Below are 22662 nucleotides of genomic sequence, written 5' to 3'. Positions count from 1 at the left end.
CGACCGAGGAGGTCACGTGCCCCCACCGCCACCGGCCGACGCCCCCGCGCTCGAGCTCCGCGGCGTCACCCGACTGTTCGGCGCGCACGCCGCGCTCGACGGAGTCGACCTCACCGTCGCCGCGGGCGAGGTGCACTGCGTGCTCGGGGAGAACGGCGCCGGCAAGTCGACGCTGTGCAACGTCGTCTTCGGCACCCTGCCGCCCACCCGCGGCCAGGTGCTGCTCGCCGGCGCGCCCTTCGCGCCCTCCTCCCCCGCCGAGGCGCTCCGGCTCGGCGTCGGGATGGTCCACCAGCACTTCTCGCTCGTGCCGACGCTCACGGTCCAGGAGAACCTCCTGCTCGGGCGCGGGCGGCGGCTCCGCCCCGACCGGGAGGGCCTCGCGGCACGGCTCGCCGAGATCGAGGAGGACCTGGGCCTGCGCGTGGACCCGACGGCGGTCAAGGGGTCCCTCAGCGTCGGCGCCCGCCAGCAGGTCGAGATCGTCCGCGCCCTGCTCGACCGGCCGCGCCTGCTGCTGCTCGACGAGCCCACGGGCGTGCTCGGGCCGGACGACGTCGAGCGCCTCCTCGCGACGTGCCGGCGCGTCGCCGAGGCGGGGACCGCCGTCGTGCTCATCACCCACAAGCTGGCGGAGGTGATGCGGGTCGGCGACCGTGCGACGGTGCTGCGCGGGGGCCGGGTCGTCGGCAGCGGGCGCATCGCGACCGCCACGGCTGGCACGGCACCGTCCGACGGCGCCGCGCCGCTCGGTGCGGCGGACCTCGTCGCGCTGATGGTCGGCCGCGACGTCCGCCTGCTCGACCCGGTGCTCGCTGCGAGCGTCGACGCCGGCCCCGCGGGCTCACACCCCGGGAGGCCGCCCGGCCCGCGCCGGGCGCGCACGGCGCCCGAGCCCGCCGGCGAGGGCGCTCCTGCCGTCCTCGACGTCCGGGGGCTGGTGGTGGAGGACGCCGACGGCGCGCGCCGCGTGGACGGGGTCGACCTCGTCCTCCGGCCCGGCGAGGTCGTCGGGATCGCGGGCGTCGAGGGCAACGGGCAGAGCGAGCTCGTCGCCGCGCTCTCGGGGTCCCGCGTGCCCGCCGCCGGGCAGGTGCTGCTCGGCGCGGACGACATCACCCGCGCGACCCCGGGCCGGCGCACGGAGCTCGGCCTCGGCGTCGTCCCGGAGGACCGGCACCACGAGGCCGTCGTCCCGGCGCTCAGCGTCACGACGAACCTCCTGCTCGGGCGGCTCGGCTCCTACCGGCGGCTCGGCCTGCTCGACCGCCGCGCCATGCGGGACGACGCGCGCGACCTCGCCGCGCGGTTCGACGTCCGGGCCGCCGACCTCGACGCGCCCCTCGCGTCGCTCTCGGGCGGCAACCAGCAGAAGGCCGTGCTCGCCCGCGAGCTCAGCCTGGACCCCCTCCGCTGCGTCGTGGCCGCCCAGCCGACGCGCGGGCTCGACCTCGGCGCCGTCGACGACGTCGTCACCCGCCTGCGGGACGCCGCCGCCTCCGGCGTCGCCGTGCTGGTGGTCTCGAGCGAGCTCTCCGAGCTCCTCGCGACGTGCGACCGCGTGCACGTCGCCTACCGGGGCCGCCTGAGCGGCCCCGTGCCCACCGACGCACCCGACGCGCGCGACCGGGTCGCGCACCTCATGACGGGAGCAGCCGCATGACCTCCCCCGCACGTACCGTGACCACGCCCTCGACCGACGCCGACGCTGCGCCGGCCGCCGCGCCCGCTCCTCCGGGTCCGAGGCGGCCCCCGCGGGAGAGCACGGCGCCCGCCGAGCCCCGGCGCGGCCCGGCGGCCCGGCTGCGGGACCTGAGGCCGGTCCTCGTCCCGCTCGCCGCGGTGATGGGCGCCCTGGCCGTCAGCGCCTGGCTGGCCGCCCTCGCCGGAGCGCCGCCCGCCGAGGCCGCCGCGGCGCTCTGGGACGGGATGGTCGGCACCCCGTACGCGATCGGGTCGGCGGTGAACACCGCCGCGGTGCTGCTCCTGGTCGCCACCGGCTTCCTGGTCGCGCACCGCGCGGGCCTGGTCAACGTGGGCGGCGAGGGTCAGATCTGCGTGGGGGCCGTCGCCGCCACCGCGGTCGGCACCGGCCTCCCGCCGACGACGCCCCCCGCCGTCGCGCTGCCCCTCGTCCTGCTCGCGGCCGCCGCCGGCGGCGCGGGATGGGCCGCGACCGCGGCCTGGCTCGCCGTGCGGCGGGGGGTGAGCGAGGTCATCACGACGCTGCTGCTCAACTTCGTCGGCGCCGCCGTCCTCGTCCTCGCCGTGCACGAGGAGGCCCTCCTGCGGCAGCCGGTCACCAGCTCCGAGACGCTCCCGCAGTCCGCGCCGCTCGTGGAGGCGGCGCACCTGCCGCTCCTCGGTCTGCCCGGCTCCCCCGCCACCGTCGCCCCGGTCCTCGCCCTCCTCGTGGCCGGCGTCGCGGCCCTGGTGCTGCACCGCACCGGCACCGGCGTCCGGCTGGCGGCCGTCGGGCTGTCGCGGCCCGCTGCGCACCGGCTCGGGCTGAGGGTCGACCGCCTCCGCTTCTCGGCGCTGACCACCGCGGGGGCCGCCGCGGGCGTCGCCGGCGGCGTCCTCGTCGCCTCCGCCCCGCACGTCCTCGACGACGGCCTCTCGTCGGGGTACGGCTTCTCCGGCCTCGTCGTGGGCCTCCTCGCGCGCGGGTCGCTCGCCGCCGCCGTCGGCGTCGCGACCGCGCTCGGCTTCCTCGTGTCCGGGGGGATCAACCTGCAGCTCGCCGCCGGGGTCCCGGCCTCGCTCACGCAGGTCGCCGAGAGCCTCGTCATCCTCGGCGTCGCAGGCACCGCGGTCTGGGCGGTCCGCCCGGCGCGGGCCCGGCCCGCCGTCCCCGCCCGACGCCGCCCGACCCCACCGCTCCCCCGACCGGAGGCGACCCCGTGATCGACACCCTGACCGACCTCCTCGCCGCCGGCGTCGCGCTGGCCGTCCCCGTGCTCGTCGCCGCGAGCGGCGAGCTCGTGGGCGAGCGCTCCGGCGTCCTGACCATGAGCGTCGAGGGCATGATGCTCACCGGCGCGTTCGCGTCCGTCGTCGGCGCCACCACCTCGGGGTCCGCCCTGGTCGGCGTCGCCTGCGGCGCGGCGGCCGGCCTCCTGGCCGGGCTCCTGCAGGCGCTCCTGAGCGTCGTCCTGCGCGCGAACCAGATCGTCGCCGGCATCGCCGCGAACGCGCTCGCCCTCGCGGGCACGACCTTCGGCGCGCGGCTGCTCCTCGAGCGGGGGACGGTCGTCCCCGGGTTCGAGCGGCTCCCGGTGCCCCTGCTCGCCGACCTCCCCGTGCTCGGGCCGGCGCTGTTCCAGCAGACCGGGCTCGCGTACGTGCTGCTGGCGGTGGTCGCGGCCCTCGGGCTCCTCACCTCCCGCCGGACGACGTGGGGCATCGCCCTGAGCGCGGTCGGCGAGGACGCCGCGAGCGCCGACCGCTCGGGCGTCCCGGTGCTGCGCATCCGGTTCCTCGCCGTGCTCGTCGTCGGGGTGCTCTCCGGGCTCGCGGGCACGCAGCTCGCCCTCGCGGAGGTGCACACCTTCACCGACAACATGACGGCCGGCGTCGGCTACCTCGCGGTCGTGGCCGTCATCGCCGGGAGCTGGCGGCCCGTCGGCGTCGCCGTCGCCGCGCTGGTGTTCGGGCTCGCGCAGGCGCTGCAGTTCACGCTGCCCGCGCTGGGCGTGGACGTGCCGTTCGCCCTGCTCGTCATGCTGCCGTACGTCCTCGCGCTGCTGGCCGTCGCCGGCCTTGTCGCCCACAGCCGCCCGCCGGCCGGCCTGACGACGCCCTTCGTCCGGCTCGGGCGCACGGCATGAGCGCCGCCGCGACGACCGACGCCCCGTCCGTCGCCCCCTCCGCCCGCCCCTCCTCCGACTTCCCTGGAGCGCCCGTGCCCCTCGTCCTCACCCGTTCCGAGCTCACCGGGCTGGTCACGCCGCGGGAGGTGGTCGACGTCGTCGAGCAGACCTTCGCCGACCTCGCCGACAAGACCGCCGCCCAGGCCCCGCTCACGGTCGCCGCGTTGGAGCCCGCCGCGCACTTCCTCCCGATGACCGCCGTCTCGGCGCGGGCCGGCCTCGCCGGGTCGAAGCTGCTCGCGGACGTGCCGGCCAACCGCGACCGCGGCCTGCCCCCCCAGCGCTCCGTGCTCGTGCTCGTCGACTCCACGACCGGCGCGCCCGCCGCGGTGCTCGACGGCGCCGTCCCCACCCGGCTGCGCACCGCCGCCGCGAGCGCCGTCGCGACGCGGTGGCTGGCACGCGAGGACGCCCGCGTGCTCGGGCTCGTGGGAGCGGGGGCGCTCGCCCTGGAGCACGTGCGGGCGCTGGCCGAGGTCCGCCCCCTCGAGCGCGTGCTCGTCTGGTCCCGCACCGCCGCACGGGTCGCGGCCTTCGCCGCGCAGGTCGCCGAGCACCGGCCCGACGTGACCGTCGTGGCGGTCGGCTCCCCCGAGGCGGCCGTCCGCCCCGCCGACGTCGTCTGCACGCTGACGCCCTCGCGCGACCCCCTCGTCCGGGGGGCGTGGTTCGCGCCGGGGCAGCACGTGAACGTCGTCGGTGCCCCGCCCCGCCCCGACCACCGGGAGGTGGACGGCGCGGCCATGTCCCGCTCGCGCGTGGTCGTCGACTCCGTGGCGACGGCGCTGCACGAGTCCGGCGACGCGCTCCTCGCCATCGCCGAGGGCGCCATCGGACCCGACGCGTGCCGCCTCGAGCTCGGGGACGTCGTCACCTCCCGGGAGCCGGGCCGGCGGTCCCCGGACGAGATCACGCTCTTCGACTCGGTCGGGCTGGGCGTCCTCGACGTGGCGCTCGGCGCCGTCCTCCTCGACCGGGCCCGCGCCGCCGGCCGGGGGGTCGCCGTCGACCTGGCCGCCTGAGCCGCCCGAGTAGCCCGAGTAGCCCGACGCGCCGCCCGCCGTCGTGCCCGTGCGAGAGGGGACAATGGGTCCCATGAGCGCCCCGAACGAGGTCCCCATCCGCGACGACGTGATCCGGCTGGGTCAGTTCCTCAAGCTCGCCGGCCTGGCCGAGTCGGGCACGCACGCCCGCGACCTGGTGGCGGACGGCGAGGTCAGGGTCAACGAGGAGCCGGAGACGCGGCGCGGGCGGCAGCTCGTGCGCGGGGACCGCGTGACCGTGGCCCTGCCGGAGGGCGACGAGTCCGCCGTCGTCGCCTGACCGCGGGTCAGGCCATGTAGGTCGAGGCCATGACCCGGTCCACCCGCAGCCGGAGCACGACGGCCTCGGGCTCGGGCACCAGCGGGCCGTAGCGCCGAGTGTTGCGGACGACGACGTCCGCGACCTCCGCGGCGTCCTCGTCGACCTCGATGACGCCCTCGAGCGTGATCCAGCGGCCGCCGTCGACCTGGCAGAGCGCCGCCCGCGGCGCCGAGCCGTCGGCGGACGTGCGGCGGGCGTTCCGCACCTTGACCGACGACGACGGCGCGACCGCGCGCGCCACCCCGGCCGAGGCGTCCCACGTGAACGCCACCGGCACGACGTGCGGGCTCCCGTCGGCGCGCAGCGTGGTCAGGGTGGCGAGGTGGCGCTCGGTGACGAACACGAGCTGCTCGGGGTTGAGGCGGAACACGTGCACGAGCCTACGGCCGTCGCCGATGAGTCCAGGGCCGCGGCCGGGTCTCACCGACGACCGGACCGTCCCGACCGAGGAGCCCGCCGTGACCGCCACCGCCCCCGCCCCGGGCGCTCCCGTGCCCGCCGCCGTCGACCGCGCGACCTGGCTGCGCGAGCGGGAGGCGCTCCTCGTCCGCGAGAAGGCCCACACCCGCGAGGGGGACGCCATCGCGGCCGCCCGCCGGCGCCTGCCGATGACCGAGGTCGACGCCGGCGCCGTGCTCGTCGGGCCGCACGGGCCCACACCGCTGCTGGACGTCTTCGAGGGCCGCGACCAGCTGGTCGCGTACAAGCACATGTGGCACGCCGGCCAGCCGGTCGAGGGCCAGTGCGAGGGCTGCACCGCCAGCATCTGGAGCGTGCAGGACGCCGCGTACCTGCACCACCGGGGCGTCTCGTTCGCCGTCTTCTGCGAGGGCCCGTGGGAGGAGGTCGCGCCGTACGTCGCGTTCATGGGCTACACCGTGCCGTGGTACTCGATGCGGGGCGTGGCCGACGACGCCGTCGGCGGCGGGCTCAGCGACGACCGGGGCCTGATCTCCTGCTACCTGCGGGACGGCGACCGGGTGTTCCTCACCCACGAGACCGTCCACCGCGGCGTCGAGGCGATCATGGCGCAGGCGCAGCTGCTCGACATGACGGTGTACGGGCGCCAGGAGGAGTGGGAGGACTCCCCCGCCGGGTGGCCGCAGCACCCGACCGCCACCTGGTGGAAGGACAGGGGCCGCCCGGTGCCGCAGTGGTCGCGGCCCGCCGCCGCGCCGTACGACCCGCACGCGGCGCACGGCCACTACCACTGACCGCGAGCTGAGCCCGAGCACAGTATTCGAGCACGGCCCTCGAGGTCCGCGCGTCAGAACCCGTCGGCCAGCACCGGCGGCACCCGGGTGCCGTGCCGGCCCTCGTCGTGCAGGGCGCGCAGCACCACCAGCTCGTGCGGCACCACCGGGTCGGGCAGCGCGACGAACGGGAACCACCGCAGCTCGGCGACCTTGCCCGGCTCCCGGATCTCGGGGCTGCCCGACCAGCGGGCGGCGGTGAAGAAGAAGTCGACCCGCTGCTCGAGCGCCGGGCCGCCGGGCTGCCCGCGGTGCATCGTCGTGACCGGGACGAGGTCGGCCGGGTCGACGACGACGCCGAGCTCCTCGCGGGCCTCGCGCACGGCGGCGGCCTGGACGGACTCCCCCGCCTCGACGTGCCCGGCCGCCGCGGCGGCCCAGTGGCCGTCCATGAACCCGGTGCCCTGGCGCAGCTGGAGCAGCACCTGTCCCTCGCGGCGCAGGTAGACGTACGCCGCGGGCACCACGCGGAAGCGGCGGTCCGCGGAGCCGTCGTCCCAGGACGCGTCGGCCCTCCCGGGGGCGGCGGGCCCGGTCATGACAGGCAGCTCGGGCCGAGCAGCGCCTTGAGGTCGCCGAACAGCGCCGGCGACTTCTCGACCCGCAGCGTGTCGGCCGCGCGCACCACGGTGCGCTTGCCCGGCTCCACGACGCTCACGTGCACCTCCGCCGACCCGGGGTGGGTGGAGAGCACCTCCCGCAGCCGCACCATCACCGGCTCGACGCACCGGGTGTGCGGCACGGTCACGAGGACGGGCGCGTCGGCCACGGCGGACGTGTCGGGCAGCGACACCTCCATGGCCTGCAGCTGCATCTGGTCGTCGCGGCGGCGGACCCGGCCCCGCAGCGTCACCACCTGGTCCTCCGCGAGGATCGTCGAGTACGCCAGGTACGTCTCGCCGAAGAACATCACCTCGACGGCGCCCTCGAGGTCCTCGACGGTGACGGCGGCCCACGGGTTGCCGTTCTTGCTCATCTTGCGCTGCACGCTGGTGAGCAGGCCGGCCACCGTGACGGTCGAGCCGTCCGCGCGCCCCTCGTCGACCATCAGGGCGGCGATCGACGTGTCCGCCGCCCGGGCCAGCACGTGCTCCAGCCCCGACAGGGGGTGGTCGGACACGTACAGCCCCAGCATCTCCCGCTCGAACGCGAGGCGCTGCTTCTTGTCCCAGTCCGGCAGGTCGGGCACGTCGACGGCGAACGTCATCGCCGCGTCCTCATCGGCCCCGCCGAAGCCCGCGAACAGGTCGAACTGGCCCTCGGCCTCCTTGCGCTTCACGGAGATCACCGAGTCCACGGCCTGCTCGTGGACCACGAGCAGCGCGCGGCGCGGGTGCCCGAGCGAGTCGAAGGCGCCGGCCTTGATGAGCGACTCGATGGTGCGCTTGTTGCACACCACGGCCGGCACCTTGTCGAGGAAGTCGGTGAAGGACGTGAAGGCGCCCTTCTCCTCGCGCGCGGCGATGATGGCGGCCACCACGTTCGCGCCGACGTTGCGCACCGCGGTGAGGCCGAACCGGATGTCGGCGCCGACGGCGGTGAACTTGGCCGCGGAGTCGTTCACGTCCGGCGGCAGCACGGTGATGTGCATGCGACGGCACTCGCCCAGGTAGAGCGCCATCTTGTCCTTGTCGTCCCGCACGCTCTGCAGGAGACCGGCCATGTACTCGGTGGGGTAGTTCGCCTTGAGGTACGCCGTCCAGTAGGAGACGACGCCGTACCCGGCCGAGTGGGCCTTGTTGAAGGCGTAGCCGGCGAACGGGACCAGGGTGTCCCAGACCGCCTGGATCGCGGGCTTGGAGTAGCCGCGCTCCTTCATGCCGGCCTCGAACGGCACGAACTCCTTGTCGAGGATCTCCTTCTTCTTCTTGCCCATCGCGCGGCGCAGCAGGTCGGCCTGGCCGAGCGAGTACCCGGCGAGGATCTGGGCGGCGCGCTGCACCTGCTCCTGGTAGACGATGAGGCCGTAGGTCTCGCCGAGCACCTCGGACAGCGGCTCCGCCAGCTCCGGGTGGATCGGCTCGATCTGCTGCAGCCCGTTCTTGCGCAGCGCGTAGTTGATGTGCGAGTTCATGCCCATCGGACCCGGCCGGTACAGGGCGATGACGGCGGAGACGTCCTCGAAGTTGTCGGGGCGCATCTGGCGCAGCAGCGAGCGCATCGCCCCGCCGTCGAGCTGGAACACGCCCAGCGTGTCGCCGCGGGCCAGCAGGTCGTAGGTGGCCTTGTCGTCGAGCTCCACCGTCTCGATCGCCACCGGCTCCTTGCCGTTCATGACGATGTTCTCGAGCGCGTCGTCCAGGATCGTGAGGTTGCGCAGCCCGAGGAAGTCCATCTTGATGAGGCCGAGGCCCTCGGACGTCGGGTAGTCGAACTGCGTGATGACCGCGCCGTCCTGCGGGCGCCGCATGATCGGGATGATGTCGATCAGCGGGTGGCTGGACATGATGACACCCGCCGCGTGCACGCCCCACTGCCGCTTCAGTCCCTCGATGCCGCGCGCGGTCTCGACCACGCGCTGCGCCTCCGGGTCGGCGTCGTGCACCGCGCGGAACTCCGACGCCTCGGCGTACCGCTCGTGCTTCGGGTCGAAGATCCCGGACAGCGGGATGTCCTTGCCCATGACGGCCGGCGGCATCGCCTTGGTGAGCTTCTCCCCCATGGCGAAGGGGAAGCCGAGCACGCGCGAGCCGTCCTTGAGGGCCTGCTTCGCCTTGATGGAGCCGTAGGTGACGATCATGGCGACGCGGTCGTCGCCGTACTTCTCGGTGACGTACCGGATCACCTCGGAGCGCCGGCGCTCGTCGAAGTCCACGTCGACGTCGGGCATGGACACGCGCTCCGGGTTGAGGAAGCGCTCGAAGATCAGGCCGTGCTTGAGCGGGTCGAGCTCCGTGATGCCCATGACGTAGGACACCATCGAGCCGGCCGCGGAGCCACGGCCCGGGCCGACGCGGATGCCCTGCTCCTTGGCCCAGTTGATGAAGTCGGCGACCACGAGGAAGTACCCCGGGAAGCCCATCTGGATGATGACCTCGACCTCGTAGTTCGCCTGCTTGCGCACGTCGTCCCCGATGCCCTCGGGGTAGCGGCGGCGCAGGCCCTCCTCGACCTCCTTGACGAACCAGCTGACCTCGTCCTCGCCCTCGGGGACGGGGAACCGGGGCATGTAGTTCGCCTTGGTGTCGAACGACACCTCGCAGCGCTCGGCGATGAGCAGCGTGCTCTCGATCGCCTCCGGCACCTCGGAGAAGAGGCGGCGCATCTCGGCGCCCGAGCGGACGTAGAAGCTGTCCCCGCTGAACGCGAACCGGCTGCCGCCCTGGTCGTAGGTCGGCTCGTCGAGCGTCGACCCGGAGTTCACCGCGAGGAGCACCTCGTGCGAGTGCGCGTCCTCCTGCTTGGTGTAGTGCAGGTCGTTCGTCGCCACCAGCGGGGCGTCGATGGTCTTGGCCAGGCGCAGCAGGTCCTTGTACGTGCGGGACTCGATGTCGATCCCGTGGTCCATCAGCTCGACGAAGAAGTTCTCCTTGCCGAGGATGTCCTGCAGCTCGCCCGCCGCGCGCACCGCTTCGTCCCACTGGCCGAGCCGCAGGCGGGTCTGGACCTCGCCCGACGGGCAGCCCGACGTGCCCATGAGGCCCTTGCCGTACGTCTCGAGCAGCTCGCGGTCCATGCGCGGCCACTTGCCCATCTGGCCGTCCAGGGACGCCAGGGACGACGCGCGGAAGAGGTTGTGCATGCCCTCGTTGTCGCGCGCCCAGAGGGTCATGTGGGTGTACGCGCCGCCCGCGGAGACGTCGTCGCGCCGCTGGTGCTGCTCGCCCCACAGCACCTTGGTGCGGTCGCGCCGGCTCGTGCCGGGCGTGACGTAGGCCTCGACGCCGATGATCGGCTTGACCCCGTACTTCTGCGCCGTGCTCCAGAAGTCGAACGCGCCGAACAGGTACCCGTGGTCGGTGATGGCGATGGCCTTCTGGCCGAGGCGCTGCACCTCGCTGAACAAGTCGTTCATCCGCGCCGCGCCGTCGAGCATCGAGTACTCGGTGTGGACGTGGAGATGGACGAAGTCGTCAGTCTCAGCCGGCATGACGACGAGTCTAGAAGGCCCCACCGACGCTCCCGCGCGCACGCGCCGAGGGGCATCTCACAGCCGGCTCAGGACCGGCTCACCACCGCACGAGGAGCCGCAGGACGCGCAGGCCGTCCTCCGTGCCCGGCCAGTGCCGCCGCACCACGTCCGGCCCGGCGCTGCGCACCACCGCCCGCAGCACCAGCGCCACCACGACGACGTCGTCGGCCCAGCCCAGCACCGGGATCACGTCGGGCACGACGTCGAACGGCATCGCCAGGTAGCACAGCAGCACGACGACCAGCGCGCGCACCCGTCGCGTGAGCGTCCGGTCCGCCACGAGCCGGCGCACGAGGCCCAGGACGTCGGGCAGCAGCCGCACCGCGCCGCGCATGGACCCGCGGCCGGTGCGCCGCCGCACGACGAGCATGCCGACGAGGAGGACCGTCCAGAGGGCCAGCAGGGCGGCGGCCAGCCCCAGGAGGACGTCCGCCCACAGCGGCAGGTCGCGCACGGGCGGTCCCTACCGGTAGGCCCCGCGGACGACCTCGAGCGCGTGCGCCAGGTCGTCCGGGTACTCGCTGGTCACCTCCACCCAGCGCCCCGTCAGCGGGTGCTCGAACCCGAGCCGCACGGCGTGCAGCCACTGCCGCTCCAGCCCGACCTTCGACGCGAGCACCGGGTCGGCCCCGTACGTGAGGTCGCCCACCAGCGGGTGCCGCACGGCCTGGAAGTGCACCCGGATCTGGTGGGTGCGGCCGGTCTCGAGGTGCACCTCGACGAGCGAGGCCGCCGGCAGCATCTCGAGCACCTCGTAGTGGGTCACCGAGTGCTTGCCGTCGGCCACGACGGCGAACCGGTAGTCGGCGGTCGGGTGGCGGCCGATCGGGGCGTCGATCGTGCCGGTGGTGGGCTCGGGGTGGCCCTGGGCGAGCGCGTGGTACACCTTCTCGACCGTGCGCTCCTTGAACGCCCGCTTGAGCCCGCTGTACGCGGCCTCGCTCTTGGCCACCGCCATGAGGCCCGAGGTGCCGACGTCGAGCCGGTGCACGATCCCCTGCCGCTCGGCCGCGCCCGACGTGGCGATCCGGTAGCCGGCCGCGGCCAGCGCCCCGACCACCGTGGGGCCGGTCCAGCCCGGCGACGGGTGCGCCGCGACCCCGACGGGCTTGTCCACGACGACGACGTCCTCGTCCTCGTAGGCGATCGCCATGCCGGGCACCGGCTCCGCGACGACCGCCGGGGTCGCGGGCCGCGCCTCGGGGATCGTCACCTCGAGCCAGCCCCCGGCGACCACGCGGTCGGACTTGCCGACCTCCCGCCCGTCGAGGAGCACCGCGCCCGACGCCGCGAGCTCCGCGGCCTGGGTGCGCGAGAACCCGAGCATGCGCGCGAGCGCGGCGTCGACGCGCTCCCCCGCGAGCCCGTCGGGCACGGGCAGGGTCCGGGTCGACACGGTCAGCGACCCTCGGCCGGCTCGTCGCCCGTGCCGGCGTCGGCGCGGGTGCCCTTGTGGTCACGTGTGTCGTCGCCCGTGCCGCCCTCCACGTGCCGGCGACCGTCGAGGCCGATGCCCCGGAACGACAGGATGACGATGAGCACCGCCGCGGCGACGATGGCGATGTCCGCGACGTTGCCGATGAAGACGCCGTAGTCGATGAAGTCGACCACGTGGCCGCGGGCGAAGCCGGGCTCGCGGAAGAAGCGGTCGCCCAGGTTGCCCATCGCGCCACCGAGCAGCAGCCCCAGCGCGACGGCCCAGCCGACCGACCCGATCCGCCGGATCGCGCGCAGGATCACGACCACCACGACGCAGACCACGATGGTGAGGATCCAGGTCATGCCCGAGGCGATCGACAGGGCCGCGCCGTCGTTGTAGATGAGCCGCAGCTGCAGCAGCTCGCCGACCAGCGGCTTCGGCTCGCCGCCGAGCACGAGCGCGGACTCCGCCCACCACTTGGTGAGCTGGTCCACCAGCAGCACGAGGGCCGCGAGCACGAACGTCCAGGTCACCAGCCGCCGACGGCGTGCCTCGGAGACGGGTGCGTCGTCCGCCTCGGTCGCCACGGGTGCGCCCTCGTCGGCGACCCGGGGGACGCCGTCGGCGGGCGCGCCCGACCCGGGCGACTCGGGGGCGCCGTCGTGCGGCGCGGGCTCAGGGGCCGGGGCGGAGCCGGCGGGCGTGGTCGACATCGTCGGCCAGTCTAGGCGGACGTGGTGCGAGCCGGGACCGGCTCAGCGCCGCTCCTCGCGCGCCTTCGCCTCGACGGAGAGCGTCGCCCGCGGGAACGCCTGCAGGCGCGCCTTGCCGATCGGCAGACCGGTGATCTCGCAGGTGGCGTACGTGCCCTTGCGGATGCGGTCGACGGCGTGCGCGGTCTGGGCGAGCAGGTCCCGCATGTTGTTGACCAACGTGAGCTCCTGCTCGCGCTCGAGGGCGCTCGAGCCGTAGTCCGCCTGGTCGTCGCCGGCGCCGTCGCCCGAGTTGCGCAGCAGGTCGGACAGCTCCTGGTCGGCGGCCGCGAGCTCGCGCTCGAGCCGCTCCTTGTCCTCGAGCAGGAACGCCGCGAGCTCCTCGACCTCGTGCAGGGTCCAGGGCTCCTCGCCGTCACGGACCGGGAACGACTTCACGTCCCGCGCGAGGTGCGGGAAGTTCTCGCGCAGGGATGCACGGGTGGTGGTCGAGAGCTTGGCCATCGGTGCCCTTTCTTTGGTGCGTCGACGACGAGTCACCGAAGCGTAAGTGCGCCGAGCGGCCCGCACAACAGCACGCGCGGTGAAGGCGCATGAGGCGTACGGGCCGCTCGGGACGAGGGGGACGAAGGAGCGCGGTGCGCGGGGTGACGGCCCCCCGCTCAGAGCTCCGAGCCGCGGCCGGCCGCGGCGTTCTGCCGCTGCTGCGGCGGGAGCGCCGAGCCGCGGGCGTCGAGGTCGCCCAGCAGGTTCTGCAGGAAGCTCTTGAGGCGCGTGCGGTAGTCGCGCTCGAAGAGCCGCAGCTCGTCGATCTTGCGCTCGAGGAGCGAGCGCTCCTGCTCGAGCTGCGAGAGCGTGCGGTGGCTGGTCTCCTCGGCCTCGCGCACGATACGGGAGCCCTCCGACTTCGCCTCGGAGATGAGGCGGTCGCCCTCCTCCTGGCCGGAGCGCACGTAGTCGTCGTGCAGCTTCTGGGCCAGCTGCAGCATCCCCGTTGCCGACTCCGGCTCCGCGGGCTGCTGCTTGGACGCCGCGGGCGCGGGCGTCGGTGCCGGCGCGGGCGCCGGGGTGGGCGTCGGCTGCGACTGCTGTGCCGCGTCCGAGCGGCTCAGCTCGCCGACGCGGTGCTCCGCGGCGGTGAGCTTCGAGCGCAGGTCGTCGTTCTCCTCCTGCACCGCCGTGAGGGTCCGCACGACCTCGTCGAGGAAGTCGTCGACCTCCTCGACGTCGTAGCCCTCGCGGAACTTGGTCGCGGCGAACTTCTTGTTCAGGATGTCCTCTGCCGTCAGCAGCGCCATCGTCTCACCTCATCGCTCTTGCAGGGTCGTCGGAGACCCGGGTCCCGGGCCGTCTGGATGACCACGGTAGCGGACGCGTTGGCGGGCGACCTGTCCGAGGAGGCCGGGTCGTCCCGCCCACACGACGTCTTCACACGTCGGTGCAGTGGCGTACGTCATCTCCCGAGCGCACCGAACAGCTGGGCGAGGATCGACGTGCCGAGGAACAGGATCAGGAACGCCAGGTCGAGGCGCACCTGACCGAGGGTGAGGGGCGGGATCACCCGCCGCAGCGTGCGCAGCGGCGGGTCGGTGACGGTGTACACGGCCTCCGCGAGGACCAGCAGGATGCCTCGGGGACGCCAGTCACGGGCGAAGAACTGCACCCAGTCGAAGACCAGCCGCACGACGAGGCACAGCAGGAAGAGCCAGAGCAGGAAGCTGATGAGGGTAAAGACGGCGCTCACGGGGTCGAACCTACCCGAGCACGACGACGGGCCGGGGCAGGCGTGCCCCGGCCCGGTCGGACGGACCCTCGACGTGGCCGGCTCACGACCGGCTCCGCGCGATCAGCTCTGGTTGTAGAAGGCCCCGCGACCAGGCGCCTTCTCCGGCGGGGGCTCCTCACCCGCGATCTCGACGTGCTCCGGCGAGAGCAGGAAGACCTTGTTCGTCACGCGCTCGATCGAGCCGCGCAGACCGAAGATCAGCCCGGCCGAGAAGTCCACGAGCCGCTTGGCGTCGGCGTCGTCCATGTCCGACAGGTTCATGATCACCGGCGTGCCGCCGCGGAACGCCTCGCCGATGGTGCGGGCGTCGTTGTACGAGCGCGGGTGGATCGTCGTGATGCGCCGCAGGTCGGCGCCGACGACGGACTCGCTCGCCCCGCCGCGGTGCAGCGGGGTGACCTGCGCCTGGTACTCGTCACGGTCACGCACCGGTGCCTCCAGCTCCTCGTACTCGTCGAGGTACTCCTCCGACTCACCCTGGTCGTCGGCGAGCCCCAGGTACAGCATCGTCTTGCGAAGCGCTCCGCCCATCGCCTTGCTCCGTTCGTCGCCACGTCCCGCCCTCCGTCCCGGACGGTGTCACGACGGTAACCACGCGCGCACCGGCATCGACGCACGACACGCCGGTGTGTCGTGCCCGCGGGCGTGTCCATGCTGCACGGGCCCGGTGGCGGCTCGTGGCCGGTACCTCAGGCCAGGACCACGACCCCGGCCTGCCGCCCCGTCGTCGTCCCCTGGGCGGTCGCGTGACGGTGGGAGTAGAGGTCGGCGTCGGTGAGCGTGCAGCGGTCCACCCGGGTGGCGGCCACGCCACGGGACGCCAGCTGGGCGAGGACGCCGGCCGGCAGGTCGAGGGCGGGCGTGCCCGCGGCGGTCGTCGCCCACGTCTCGGGGACGACGGCGCTCACCTCCGCCCGCATCTCGTCGGGCACCTCGTAGCAGGCGCCGCAGACCGCCGGGCCGACGGCGGCCCGGACGTCCTCGAGCCGCGCGCCGCGCGCGACCATCGCGTCGAGCGCGCGGTGCACGACGCCCGCCGCGACCCCCTTGCGCCCGGCGTGCGCGACGGCGACGACGCGGGCCGCCGGGTCGGCCAGGATCACGGGCACGCAGTCGGCGACGAGCACCCCGAGCCCGAGGCCCGTCTCCGCGGTCACCATCGCGTCGGCCTCGCCGGCCGCCGACGGCGGCTCGGCCGACGACCACTCCGCGAGCTCGGGAGCGCCCAGATCCAGCACTCGGTCGCCGTGCACCTGCGCGGCGAACGCCACCGGGGCGCCGACCCACGACCCCAGGCGGGCGCGGTTCTCCCGCACCCGCACCGGGTCGTCGCCGGTGGACGTGCCCAGGTCGAGGGAGGACCACGGGGCGGGCGACACCCCGCCGTGGCGCGTGGTGAAGCCGGCCACGACGCCCTCCCCGAGGTCCACCCGCAGCAGCCCCGCACCGAACTGGTCCGGCAACAGCGCCTCCTGGGCCCAGCCGACCGCTCCGCTCACTCCGCGCTCACTTGAGGAAGTCGGGCACGTCGAGCTCCTCGGCGGGACGGCGCGGCTCGTCGAACAGCCGCGGCACCTCGACCGGGCGCTCCACCGTGACCCCCTCGCCCTCGGCGTCCTCGACCACCGTGAACGGGCGCCGGGGCTCCGCCGGGCGCGCACCGGTCGGCGGGGCCGGGGGCGCGTCGAGGCTCACCGGCACGTCGTCCGGCTCGGCCGGGATCGGCCGGGGCTGGGCGGCCGCGGCGGGCACCGACGCGGTGACGGGCTGCGCCGGCCGCGCCGGGACCGACGGGCCGCCGGGCTGCGGCACGGGCGTCGAGGCGGGTCCGCCGTCGGCACCGGCCGCCGGCTTCGCCGAGGCGCCCGCGATCTGGCCGAGGCCCCGGCCGTCCTTGCGCGCCTGCGGGACGCCGCCGTCGAACCCGGCGGCGATGACGGTGACCCGCACCTCGTCGCCGAGCGCGTCGTCGATGACGGTGCCGAAGATGATGTTCGCCTCGGAGTGCGCGGCCTCCTGGACCAGGCGCGCGGCCTCGTGCACCTCGAAGAGGCCGATGTCGCTACCGCCCTGGATCGACAGCAGGACGCCGTGCGCGCCGTCGATCGAGGCCTCGAGCAGCGGGGAGGAGATCGCGAGCTCGGCCGCCTGGACGGCGCGGTCCTCGCCCCGGGCGGAGCCGATGCCCATGAGTGCGGAGCCCGCCCCCTGCATCACGGACTTCACGTCCGCGAAGTCCAGGTTGATCAGGCCCGGGGTGGTGATGAGGTCCGTGATCCCCTGCACGCCGGAGTGGAGCACCTGGTCGGCCGAGTGGAACGCCGCGATCGCCGAGACGCTCTTGTCGGACATCGACAGGAGCCGGTCGTTGGGGATGACGATGAGGGTGTCGACCTCCTCGCGGAGGGCGTCGATCCCCTGCTCGGCCTGGACCGAGCGCCGTCGCCCCTCGAAGGTGAACGGCCGGGTCACGACGCCCACGGTGAGCGCCCCCAGCGAGCGCGCGATGCGCGCCACCACGGGTGCGCCGCCGGTGCCGGTGCCGCCGCCCTCGCCCGCGGTCACGAAGACCATGTCGGCGCCGCGCAGGACGTCCTCGATCTCCTCGGCGTGGTCCTCGGCCGCCTTCTTGCCGACCTCGGGGTCGGCGCCGGCGCCCAGGCCACGGGTGAGCTCGCGACCGACGTCGAGCTTGACGTCGGCGTCCGACATCAGCAGCGCCTGCGCGTCGGTGTTGATGGCGATGAACTCGACACCCTTGAGCCCGACCTCGATCATGCGGTTCACGGCGTTCACGCCGCCACCGCCGATACCGACCACCTTGATCACTGCCAGGTAGTTCTGCGGAGTTGCCACGTCGTTGCCTCTCGGGTCGTTCCTTGTCCCGACGTCCGGTCCTCGTTCCCCTCGTCGACCCGCCGGGGCTAACCTTAAGGTTCGACTTGAGGGTTAGAGTTATGTCAGGTTGCTGCTGCGATCGACGGTAGGCGCCGCGTCGGGCGCGACGCCGGACGTCTCTCGGCGTGTCGCGCGCGCCCGGGTGCTTGCGCTCGTGCGCCGGGCTGCCCCGGTCAACGGGTCACCGGGAGCTCGGGGGACGACACGTCGACGGTGCGCGCGTCGGGGTCGACCTTGCGCAGCGTGCGCACCGCCTCGACCTTCAGGGGCAGGTCCGAGCTGCCGCCCCACCGGACCGTGGTCCCGTCCTCGAGCTCGGTCTCCACGGCGTCCTGGGTGTCCGCGCTCACGTGCTCCACCTGCGCCGCGAGCCTCGCGGGCAGGGCGGCGAGGACGTGCAGCGCCGCCTGGAGCGCCAGCGCGTCGTCGAGCGGCACGTCCACCTGCGGGAGCCCCTTCGGCGCCGCGTCGCGCGTGGCGACGCGCACGCCCGCGGAGTCCAGCAGCGCCAGCCGGTCGCCGTCCGGCACCGCCGCCACCGGGACGCGCGGGGCCAGCTCCACCGACAGACCGTGGGGCCACACGCGCGCGATCCGCACGTCCTTGACCCCGCGCAGCCCGAGCACCTGCTCGCGCAGCGACACCGTGTCCAGCCGGGGCAGCGGCGTGCCGTCCGGGGCCTCCACGATCTCGCGGACGGCGCCCTCGTCGATGTACGCGTCCGCGCCGGAGACGGTCACGTCCGCCTTCTCCAGGGCCAGCACCGGCGACCAGAGAGCCGCCACGGCGACGCCCACGACGAGTGCCAGCGACAGCACCCAGGCCACGACCCGGCGCCAGGCCCGGTGCCGGCGCATGGCCGTGCGCTCGGCGATCCGGTCCGCCATCGCGGTCGACACGCGGGGCGGCACCTCCTGGCCGGCGGGGACGACCGCCGTCGCCGCCGACCGCGGCCCGGCCGACGAGCGGTCGCGGGCCGCCGGGGTACCGGTCGAGACGGTGGCGACGCCCGACGGGCGCTTCCGAGACGCCGGGGACCCGGCGCTCCCCCGCTCCGCCGGCGACCGCGCCCCCGTGGACCGCGGTGCCGCCGGCGTCGTCGTGGGGCTCGCGCCCGTCGTCGGCCCTGACGACCCCTTCCGGGGCGTCGGGCGCGGGCGGGCTGGCGGTCGCATCAGCCCATGGTCTCCTCGCCCGGTACCGCCGGGGGCGACGCCACGCCGTGGCCGCGGGCCGCCAGGTCCGCGAGGATCACCGGACCGAGCTCGGTCACGTCGCCCGCGCCGACGGTGAGCACGAGGTCGCCCGGGCGCGCGAGCGCCGCGGCCGCGTGCGCCGCCTCGAGCCGGTCGTCGACCGCGCGCACTCCCCCGCCCGACCCCGTCCGCTCGAGCAGGTCGGTGATCGTCTGCGGGCCGACCGTCGGGTCCACGTCCTCGCGCGCCCGGTAGACGCCCGTGACGACCACCTCGTCCGCGAGCGCGAGCGCCGCGGCGAACCGGTCGGCGAAGATGCGCGTGCGCGAGTACAGGTGCGGCTGGAAGAGGATCACGATGCGGCCGTCCCCGGCCACCGGTCGGGCCGCGCGCAGGAGCGCCTCCACCTCGGTGGGATGGTGGTCGTAGCTGTCGAACACCCGCACGCCGTCGGCCTCGCCCTTGGGCTCGAAGCGGCGGCCCGTGCCGACGAACGTGGCCGCGCCCTCGACCGCCGCGCCGGGCTCCGCCCCGAGCAGCACCGCCGTCACGACGGCCGCGGTGGCGTTGAGCGCGTTGTGCGCGCCGGGCACGGCGAGGCTCAGCTCCTGCGGCGCGTCGCCCAGGGGGCCGCCGGACACGACCGCGGACACGGTGCCCGCGCCGACCTCGACCTCGCGCACCCGCACGTCGGCGCCGTCGGCCTCGCCGTAGGTGACGACGGACCCCCCGGAGGCCCGGTGCCGCGCCGCGAGCTCCGCCGACCCGGCGTCGTCGGCGCACACGACGAGGGTGCCGCCCGGCACGATCCGCCCCGCGAACTCCACGAACGCCCGCTCGAACGCCGCTTGCGAGCCGTAGTGGTCGAGGTGGTCCGGCTCGACGTTGGTCACGACGGCGACCGTGGGCGCGTAGTTGAGGAACGAGCCGTCGGACTCGTCGGCCTCGGCGACGAGCACGTCCGAGGAGCCGAGGTGGCCGCCGGGCACGGCGCTCTCGCGGCCGTCGGCGTCGCGCACCCGCACCGTGCCGCCGATCGCGAACGACGCGTCCACGCCGCAGGCGCGCAGCACGGTCGCCACCATGGCCGACGTGGTCGTCTTGCCGTGCGCCCCGGCGACCGCCACGGACCGGCGGTCCAGCATCAGCGACGCGAGCGCCTGCGAGCGGTGCACCACGCGGATCCCGGCCGCGCGCGCGGCCGCCAGCTCGGGGTTGCTCTCCCGCACGGCGGACGAGACGACGACGGTGTCGACGAGCCGCGTGCCGTCCGGGCCGACGACGTGCGTCGCGTCGTGCCCGACCCAGACCCGCACGCCGTCGGCGCGCAGCGCCTCGAGGGCAGGGCCGGCGACCGCGTCGGAGCCCTGGACGTCGGCGCCACGCGCGGCGAGCAGGCGGGCCACGACAGACACCCCGGCGCCGCCCACGCCGACCAGGTGCACCCGCCCGAGCTCCTCGACGGGCAGCGCCGGGGGCGGCGTGGCCGGTCCGGTCGCGGCGGTCATGCGCGGTCCGTCCCCGCCTGGGCGACGGCCTCCGCGACGAGGTCCGCCACGCGTGCGGCGCCGTCGCGCACGCCGGTGGTCCGCGCCGCGGACGCCATCGCGTCGAGGCGGGCCCCGTCGGCGACCAGGGCGGGGACGTGCTCGGCGACCCACGCGGAGGTGAGGTCGTCGTCGTCGACGAGCAGGCCGCCGCCCGCCTCCACGAGGGGCGCGGCGTTGAGCCGCTGCTCCCCGTTCCCGACGGGCAGCGGGACGTACACGGCCGGCACGCCGAGCGCGGCGAGCTCGCACACCGTGCCCGCCCCGGACCGGGCGACGACCAGGTCGGCCACGGCGAGGGCGAGCTGCATCTCCGACAGGTACTCGCGCACCTGGTACCGGGCGGCCTCGTGCCCGCCCGCGGCGGTCGCGGCCTCGACGGCCGTGCGCACCGGGCCGTCCTTGCCCTTGCCGGTGAGGTGCAGCACCTGGACGCCCGCACCCAGGAGGGCGTCCACGGCGCCGGCGAGCGCCGCGTTGACCGACGCCGCGCCCGACGAGCCGCCGGTGACGACGAGGGTCGGCAGCGTCGGGTCCAGCCCCAGCGTGTCGGCGGCCTGCACGCGCGCGCCGACCGGGTCCGCCTCGCGCCGGGTGACGAGGTCCGCGATCTCCGCGCGCAGCGGCAGCCCCACCACCTGGGCGCCCGGCAGCGGGGTGCCGGGGAAGGTCGCGCCCACGCGCGCGGCCCAGCGGGCGCCGAGCTTGTTGGCCAGGCCGGCGCGGGCGTTCTGCTCGTGGATCACCACGGGGACGCCGCGGCGGCGCGCGGCGAGGTACGCGGGGGTGGAGACGTAGCCGCCGAAGCCGACCACGGCCTGGGCGTCGATCTCGTCGATCGCCGCCTCGGCCGCCTTCACGGCGGCGCTCAGCCGGCCGGGCAGCCGCAGGAGGTCGACGCTCGGACGCCGCGGGAGCGGCACGCGCGGCACCGGCCACAGCCGGTATCCGCGCTCCGGGACGAGGTCGGCCTCCAGGCCCGAGGTGGTGCCGAGAGCGAGGATCTTGGCCTCCGGCTCGCGGGCGCGGAGCTCGTCCGCGACGGCGAGGAGGGGGTTGACGTGGCCGGCGGTGCCGCCCCCGGCGAGGACGACGGACGTGACTGCAGAGCTCTTCACACGAGGACCCTATCGGCCCGCGCGACCCTCCCCGGAGCGTGCGGTGCGCCGGCGCCCGAGCACCGCCACCGACCTCCGCACCACGCTCCGCCGGGCCGCGAGGGCCTCCGCGGCGCCCGGCTCGGTGCGGGCGAAGCTGATCACGACCCCCAGGGCCAGCATCGTGGTGACCAGGGCGGACCCGCCCGCCGACACGAGCGGCAGCGGGACGCCGATCACCGGCAGGACGCCGATCACCACGCCGATGTTGATGAACGCCTGGCCGACCACCCAGCAGCCGATCGCGGCCGTGGTGATCTTCACGAACGGGTCCGGGTGGCGGCGCACGACCCGAGCCATCGCGACGCCGAGGACGACGAACAGCGCGAGCACCAACAGAGTGCCGAACAGCCCGAGCTCCTCGCCGATCACGGAGTAGATGAAGTCGTTGTGCGCCTCCGGCAGGTACTTCCACTTCTCGCGGCTGGCGCCGAGCCCGACGCCGAAGAGCCCGCCCGTGCCGAGCCCGTACATGCCGTGGATCGACTGGTAGCACTCCCCCTGCTCGTCGGTACAGGTGCCGTAGGTGGCGAGGATGCGGGTGAGGCGGTCCGAGCTGCCCTGGTTGACGATGGACGTCCACCCGACGAACAGCGCGGCGCTCACCGCGCCCAGCCCCAGCATCGAGGCCGGCGCCCCGGAGACCCAGTACGCGCCGAGGCCCAGGAGCGCGAGGATCAGTGCCGTGCCCAGGTCGTGCCCGGCCATGACGAGGCCGAGCACCGCGGCGAGGCCGACGGCCGCCGGGACCAGCGCCTGCACCCAGCTGCCGAGCAGGTGCTGCTTGCGGCCGAGCACCGCGCCCAGCCAGACGGCGAGCGCCAGCTTGGCCAGCTCCGACGGCTGGAACTGGATCGGGCCGAGCACCAGCCAGTTCCGGTTGCCGTTGACCAGCTTGCCGACGAACGGCACGGCCACCAGCATGCCGAGCGCGACGAGCATCGCGGGCCAGGCCAGGCGCTTGTACCAGCGCACGGGCAGCCGCGCGGCGATCAGCATGAGGGGCAGCCCGATGAGGGCGAACCGCGCCTGCACCAGGAACGCGGCGAAGGGCGAGTCCCCCGCGGCGATCGACGTCACGGTCGAGCTGGACAGCACCATGACGAGGCCGATGACGAGCAGCAGCCCGGTGGCCCCGACCAGCAGGTAGTAGCTCGTGACCGTGGAGTTCCACTGCCCGAGCCACGGGCGCTCGGCGGTGCCCCGCCGGGTGCTCTTCGCCGCCCCCGCGGACGACGCCTTCGCGGACGTCTTCCCGGAGCCCTTCGACGGGCGGCCCGAGGATCCCCGGGGGCTGCGCCGGGTACCCGTCGTCACCGCCAT

22 protein-coding genes are annotated in these 22662 nt (G+C 74.9%); 6 read left to right on the top strand and 16 right to left on the bottom strand.

Annotated features, from left to right (window positions below):
- Window positions 1-16 precede the first annotated feature (16 nt).
- The 5 genes from ACQFYA_RS09165 to ACQFYA_RS09145 all read left to right on the top strand — a co-directional run bounded on the left by ACQFYA_RS09165 (window position 17) and on the right by ACQFYA_RS09145 (window position 5195).
- Window positions 17-1663, top strand: coding sequence for an ABC transporter ATP-binding protein (locus ACQFYA_RS09165; protein ID WP_499123277.1), 1647 nt, complete (start codon window positions 17-19; stop codon window positions 1661-1663).
- Entirely contained in the window at window positions 1660-2907 is a 1248-nt protein-coding gene (locus ACQFYA_RS09160; RefSeq protein ID WP_499123276.1) for an ABC transporter permease, read from the top strand. The genes ACQFYA_RS09165 and ACQFYA_RS09160 overlap by 4 nt, the downstream gene beginning before the upstream one ends.
- Window positions 2904-3830, top strand: a complete 927-nt coding sequence (locus tag ACQFYA_RS09155; protein ID WP_499123275.1) for an ABC transporter permease — start codon at window positions 2904-2906, stop codon at window positions 3828-3830. Before ACQFYA_RS09160 ends, ACQFYA_RS09155 begins: the two co-directional genes overlap by 4 nt.
- Window positions 3831-3904: 74 nt before the next feature.
- Window positions 3905-4894 carry an ornithine cyclodeaminase family protein gene (locus tag ACQFYA_RS09150; RefSeq protein WP_499123274.1) on the top strand — a complete coding sequence of 330 codons (990 nt, stop codon included), beginning with the start codon at window positions 3905-3907 and terminating at the stop codon, window positions 4892-4894.
- Window positions 4895-4967: 73 nt separating this feature from the next.
- A complete protein-coding gene (locus tag ACQFYA_RS09145) occupies window positions 4968-5195 on the top strand; it encodes an RNA-binding S4 domain-containing protein (RefSeq protein ID WP_499123273.1) in 228 nt (75 codons plus the stop codon).
- A gap of 7 nt (window positions 5196-5202) precedes the next feature.
- On the opposite strand, the gene ACQFYA_RS09140 is transcribed toward ACQFYA_RS09145, so the two are convergent.
- Window positions 5203-5607, bottom strand: a complete 405-nt coding sequence (locus ACQFYA_RS09140; protein ID WP_499123272.1) for a pyridoxamine 5'-phosphate oxidase family protein — start codon at window positions 5605-5607, stop codon at window positions 5203-5205.
- A gap of 88 nt (window positions 5608-5695) precedes the next feature.
- Between ACQFYA_RS09140 and ACQFYA_RS09135 the strand changes: the two genes are divergently transcribed.
- Complete coding sequence (locus ACQFYA_RS09135; RefSeq protein WP_499123271.1) at window positions 5696-6451, top strand: DUF899 family protein; 756 nt, start codon at window positions 5696-5698, stop codon at window positions 6449-6451.
- Window positions 6452-6504: 53 nt separating this feature from the next.
- On the opposite strand, the gene ACQFYA_RS09130 is transcribed toward ACQFYA_RS09135, so the two are convergent.
- The 15 genes from ACQFYA_RS09130 to ftsW all read right to left on the bottom strand — a co-directional run bounded on the left by ACQFYA_RS09130 (window position 6505) and on the right by ftsW (window position 22662).
- Window positions 6505-7029: an NUDIX hydrolase gene (locus tag ACQFYA_RS09130; protein WP_499123269.1), complete on the bottom strand. Its 525-nt coding sequence runs from the start codon at window positions 7027-7029 to the stop codon at window positions 6505-6507.
- Window positions 7026-10580, bottom strand: coding sequence for a DNA polymerase III subunit alpha (gene dnaE, locus ACQFYA_RS09125; protein WP_499123268.1), 3555 nt, complete (start codon window positions 10578-10580; stop codon window positions 7026-7028). Before dnaE ends, ACQFYA_RS09130 begins: the two co-directional genes overlap by 4 nt.
- A 79-nt stretch (window positions 10581-10659) precedes the next feature.
- Window positions 10660-11076: a YkvA family protein gene (locus ACQFYA_RS09120; protein WP_499123266.1), complete on the bottom strand. Its 417-nt coding sequence runs from the start codon at window positions 11074-11076 to the stop codon at window positions 10660-10662.
- 9 nt (window positions 11077-11085) lie between these two features.
- Window positions 11086-12018: an RluA family pseudouridine synthase gene (locus ACQFYA_RS09115; RefSeq protein ID WP_499123265.1), complete on the bottom strand. Its 933-nt coding sequence runs from the start codon at window positions 12016-12018 to the stop codon at window positions 11086-11088.
- 2 nt (window positions 12019-12020) lie between these two features.
- Window positions 12021-12755 (bottom strand): signal peptidase II, encoded by a 735-nt coding sequence (locus ACQFYA_RS09110; RefSeq protein ID WP_499123263.1) that lies wholly within the window; start codon window positions 12753-12755, stop codon window positions 12021-12023.
- A gap of 42 nt (window positions 12756-12797) precedes the next feature.
- Entirely contained in the window at window positions 12798-13259 is a 462-nt protein-coding gene (locus ACQFYA_RS09105) for a TraR/DksA family transcriptional regulator (protein ID WP_499123262.1), read from the bottom strand.
- Window positions 13260-13417: 158 nt separating this feature from the next.
- Entirely contained in the window at window positions 13418-14053 is a 636-nt protein-coding gene (locus ACQFYA_RS09100; RefSeq protein ID WP_499123260.1) for a DivIVA domain-containing protein, read from the bottom strand.
- A 155-nt stretch (window positions 14054-14208) separates the two neighbouring features.
- Window positions 14209-14499 (bottom strand): YggT family protein, encoded by a 291-nt coding sequence (locus ACQFYA_RS09095; RefSeq protein WP_499123259.1) that lies wholly within the window; start codon window positions 14497-14499, stop codon window positions 14209-14211.
- Window positions 14500-14601: 102 nt separating this feature from the next.
- Window positions 14602-15072, bottom strand: a complete 471-nt coding sequence (locus ACQFYA_RS09090) for a cell division protein SepF (protein ID WP_499123258.1) — start codon at window positions 15070-15072, stop codon at window positions 14602-14604.
- Window positions 15073-15230: 158 nt separating this feature from the next.
- A complete protein-coding gene (gene pgeF, locus ACQFYA_RS09085) occupies window positions 15231-16040 on the bottom strand; it encodes a peptidoglycan editing factor PgeF (protein WP_499123256.1) in 810 nt (269 codons plus the stop codon).
- A 7-nt stretch (window positions 16041-16047) separates the two neighbouring features.
- The gene (ftsZ, locus tag ACQFYA_RS09080; protein ID WP_499123254.1) at window positions 16048-17397 is read right to left on the bottom strand and encodes a cell division protein FtsZ; all 1350 of its coding nucleotides are present in this window, start codon (window positions 17395-17397) and stop codon (window positions 16048-16050) included.
- 215 nt (window positions 17398-17612) lie between these two features.
- On the bottom strand, window positions 17613-18338 hold the full coding sequence (locus ACQFYA_RS09075) for a cell division protein FtsQ/DivIB (protein WP_499123253.1): 726 nt from the start codon (window positions 18336-18338) through the stop codon (window positions 17613-17615).
- Between the two features lie 275 nt (window positions 18339-18613).
- The gene (gene murC / locus ACQFYA_RS09070) at window positions 18614-20143 is read right to left on the bottom strand and encodes a UDP-N-acetylmuramate--L-alanine ligase (RefSeq protein ID WP_499123250.1); all 1530 of its coding nucleotides are present in this window, start codon (window positions 20141-20143) and stop codon (window positions 18614-18616) included.
- Window positions 20140-21300 carry an undecaprenyldiphospho-muramoylpentapeptide beta-N-acetylglucosaminyltransferase gene (gene murG, locus ACQFYA_RS09065; protein WP_499123247.1) on the bottom strand — a complete coding sequence of 387 codons (1161 nt, stop codon included), beginning with the start codon at window positions 21298-21300 and terminating at the stop codon, window positions 20140-20142. The genes murC and murG overlap by 4 nt, the downstream gene beginning before the upstream one ends.
- A gap of 9 nt (window positions 21301-21309) precedes the next feature.
- Entirely contained in the window at window positions 21310-22662 is a 1353-nt protein-coding gene (ftsW, locus tag ACQFYA_RS09060; protein WP_499123246.1) for a putative lipid II flippase FtsW, read from the bottom strand.

Source organism: Promicromonospora sp. Marseille-Q5078, from assembly GCF_050315395.1.
Taxonomy (GTDB): domain Bacteria; phylum Actinomycetota; class Actinomycetes; order Actinomycetales; family Cellulomonadaceae; genus Isoptericola.
The sequence above is the reverse complement of the archived record's forward strand: the minus strand, read 5'-3'. Positions and strand labels throughout refer to the sequence as shown.

Excerpts from the sequence above, each read along its gene's own strand:
- ACQFYA_RS09160 (WP_499123276.1), top strand. The coding sequence starts at position 1,660 with ATGACCTCCCCCGCACGTACCGTGACCACGCCCTCGACCGACGCCGAC.
- ACQFYA_RS09145 (WP_499123273.1), top strand. The coding sequence starts at position 4,968 with ATGAGCGCCCCGAACGAGGTCCCCATCCGCGACGACGTGATCCGGCTG.
- ACQFYA_RS09130 (WP_499123269.1), bottom strand. The coding sequence starts at position 7,029 with ATGACCGGGCCCGCCGCCCCCGGGAGGGCCGACGCGTCCTGGGACGAC.
- dnaE (WP_499123268.1), bottom strand. The coding sequence starts at position 10,580 with ATGCCGGCTGAGACTGACGACTTCGTCCATCTCCACGTCCACACCGAG.
- ACQFYA_RS09110 (WP_499123263.1), bottom strand. The coding sequence starts at position 12,755 with ATGTCGACCACGCCCGCCGGCTCCGCCCCGGCCCCTGAGCCCGCGCCG.
- ACQFYA_RS09105 (WP_499123262.1), bottom strand. The coding sequence starts at position 13,259 with ATGGCCAAGCTCTCGACCACCACCCGTGCATCCCTGCGCGAGAACTTC.
- ACQFYA_RS09100 (WP_499123260.1), bottom strand. The coding sequence starts at position 14,053 with ATGGCGCTGCTGACGGCAGAGGACATCCTGAACAAGAAGTTCGCCGCG.
- ACQFYA_RS09090 (WP_499123258.1), bottom strand. The coding sequence starts at position 15,072 with ATGGGCGGAGCGCTTCGCAAGACGATGCTGTACCTGGGGCTCGCCGAC.
- murC (WP_499123250.1), bottom strand. The coding sequence starts at position 20,143 with ATGACCGCCGCGACCGGACCGGCCACGCCGCCCCCGGCGCTGCCCGTC.
- ftsW (WP_499123246.1), bottom strand. The coding sequence starts at position 22,662 with ATGGCGGTGACGACGGGTACCCGGCGCAGCCCCCGGGGATCCTCGGGC.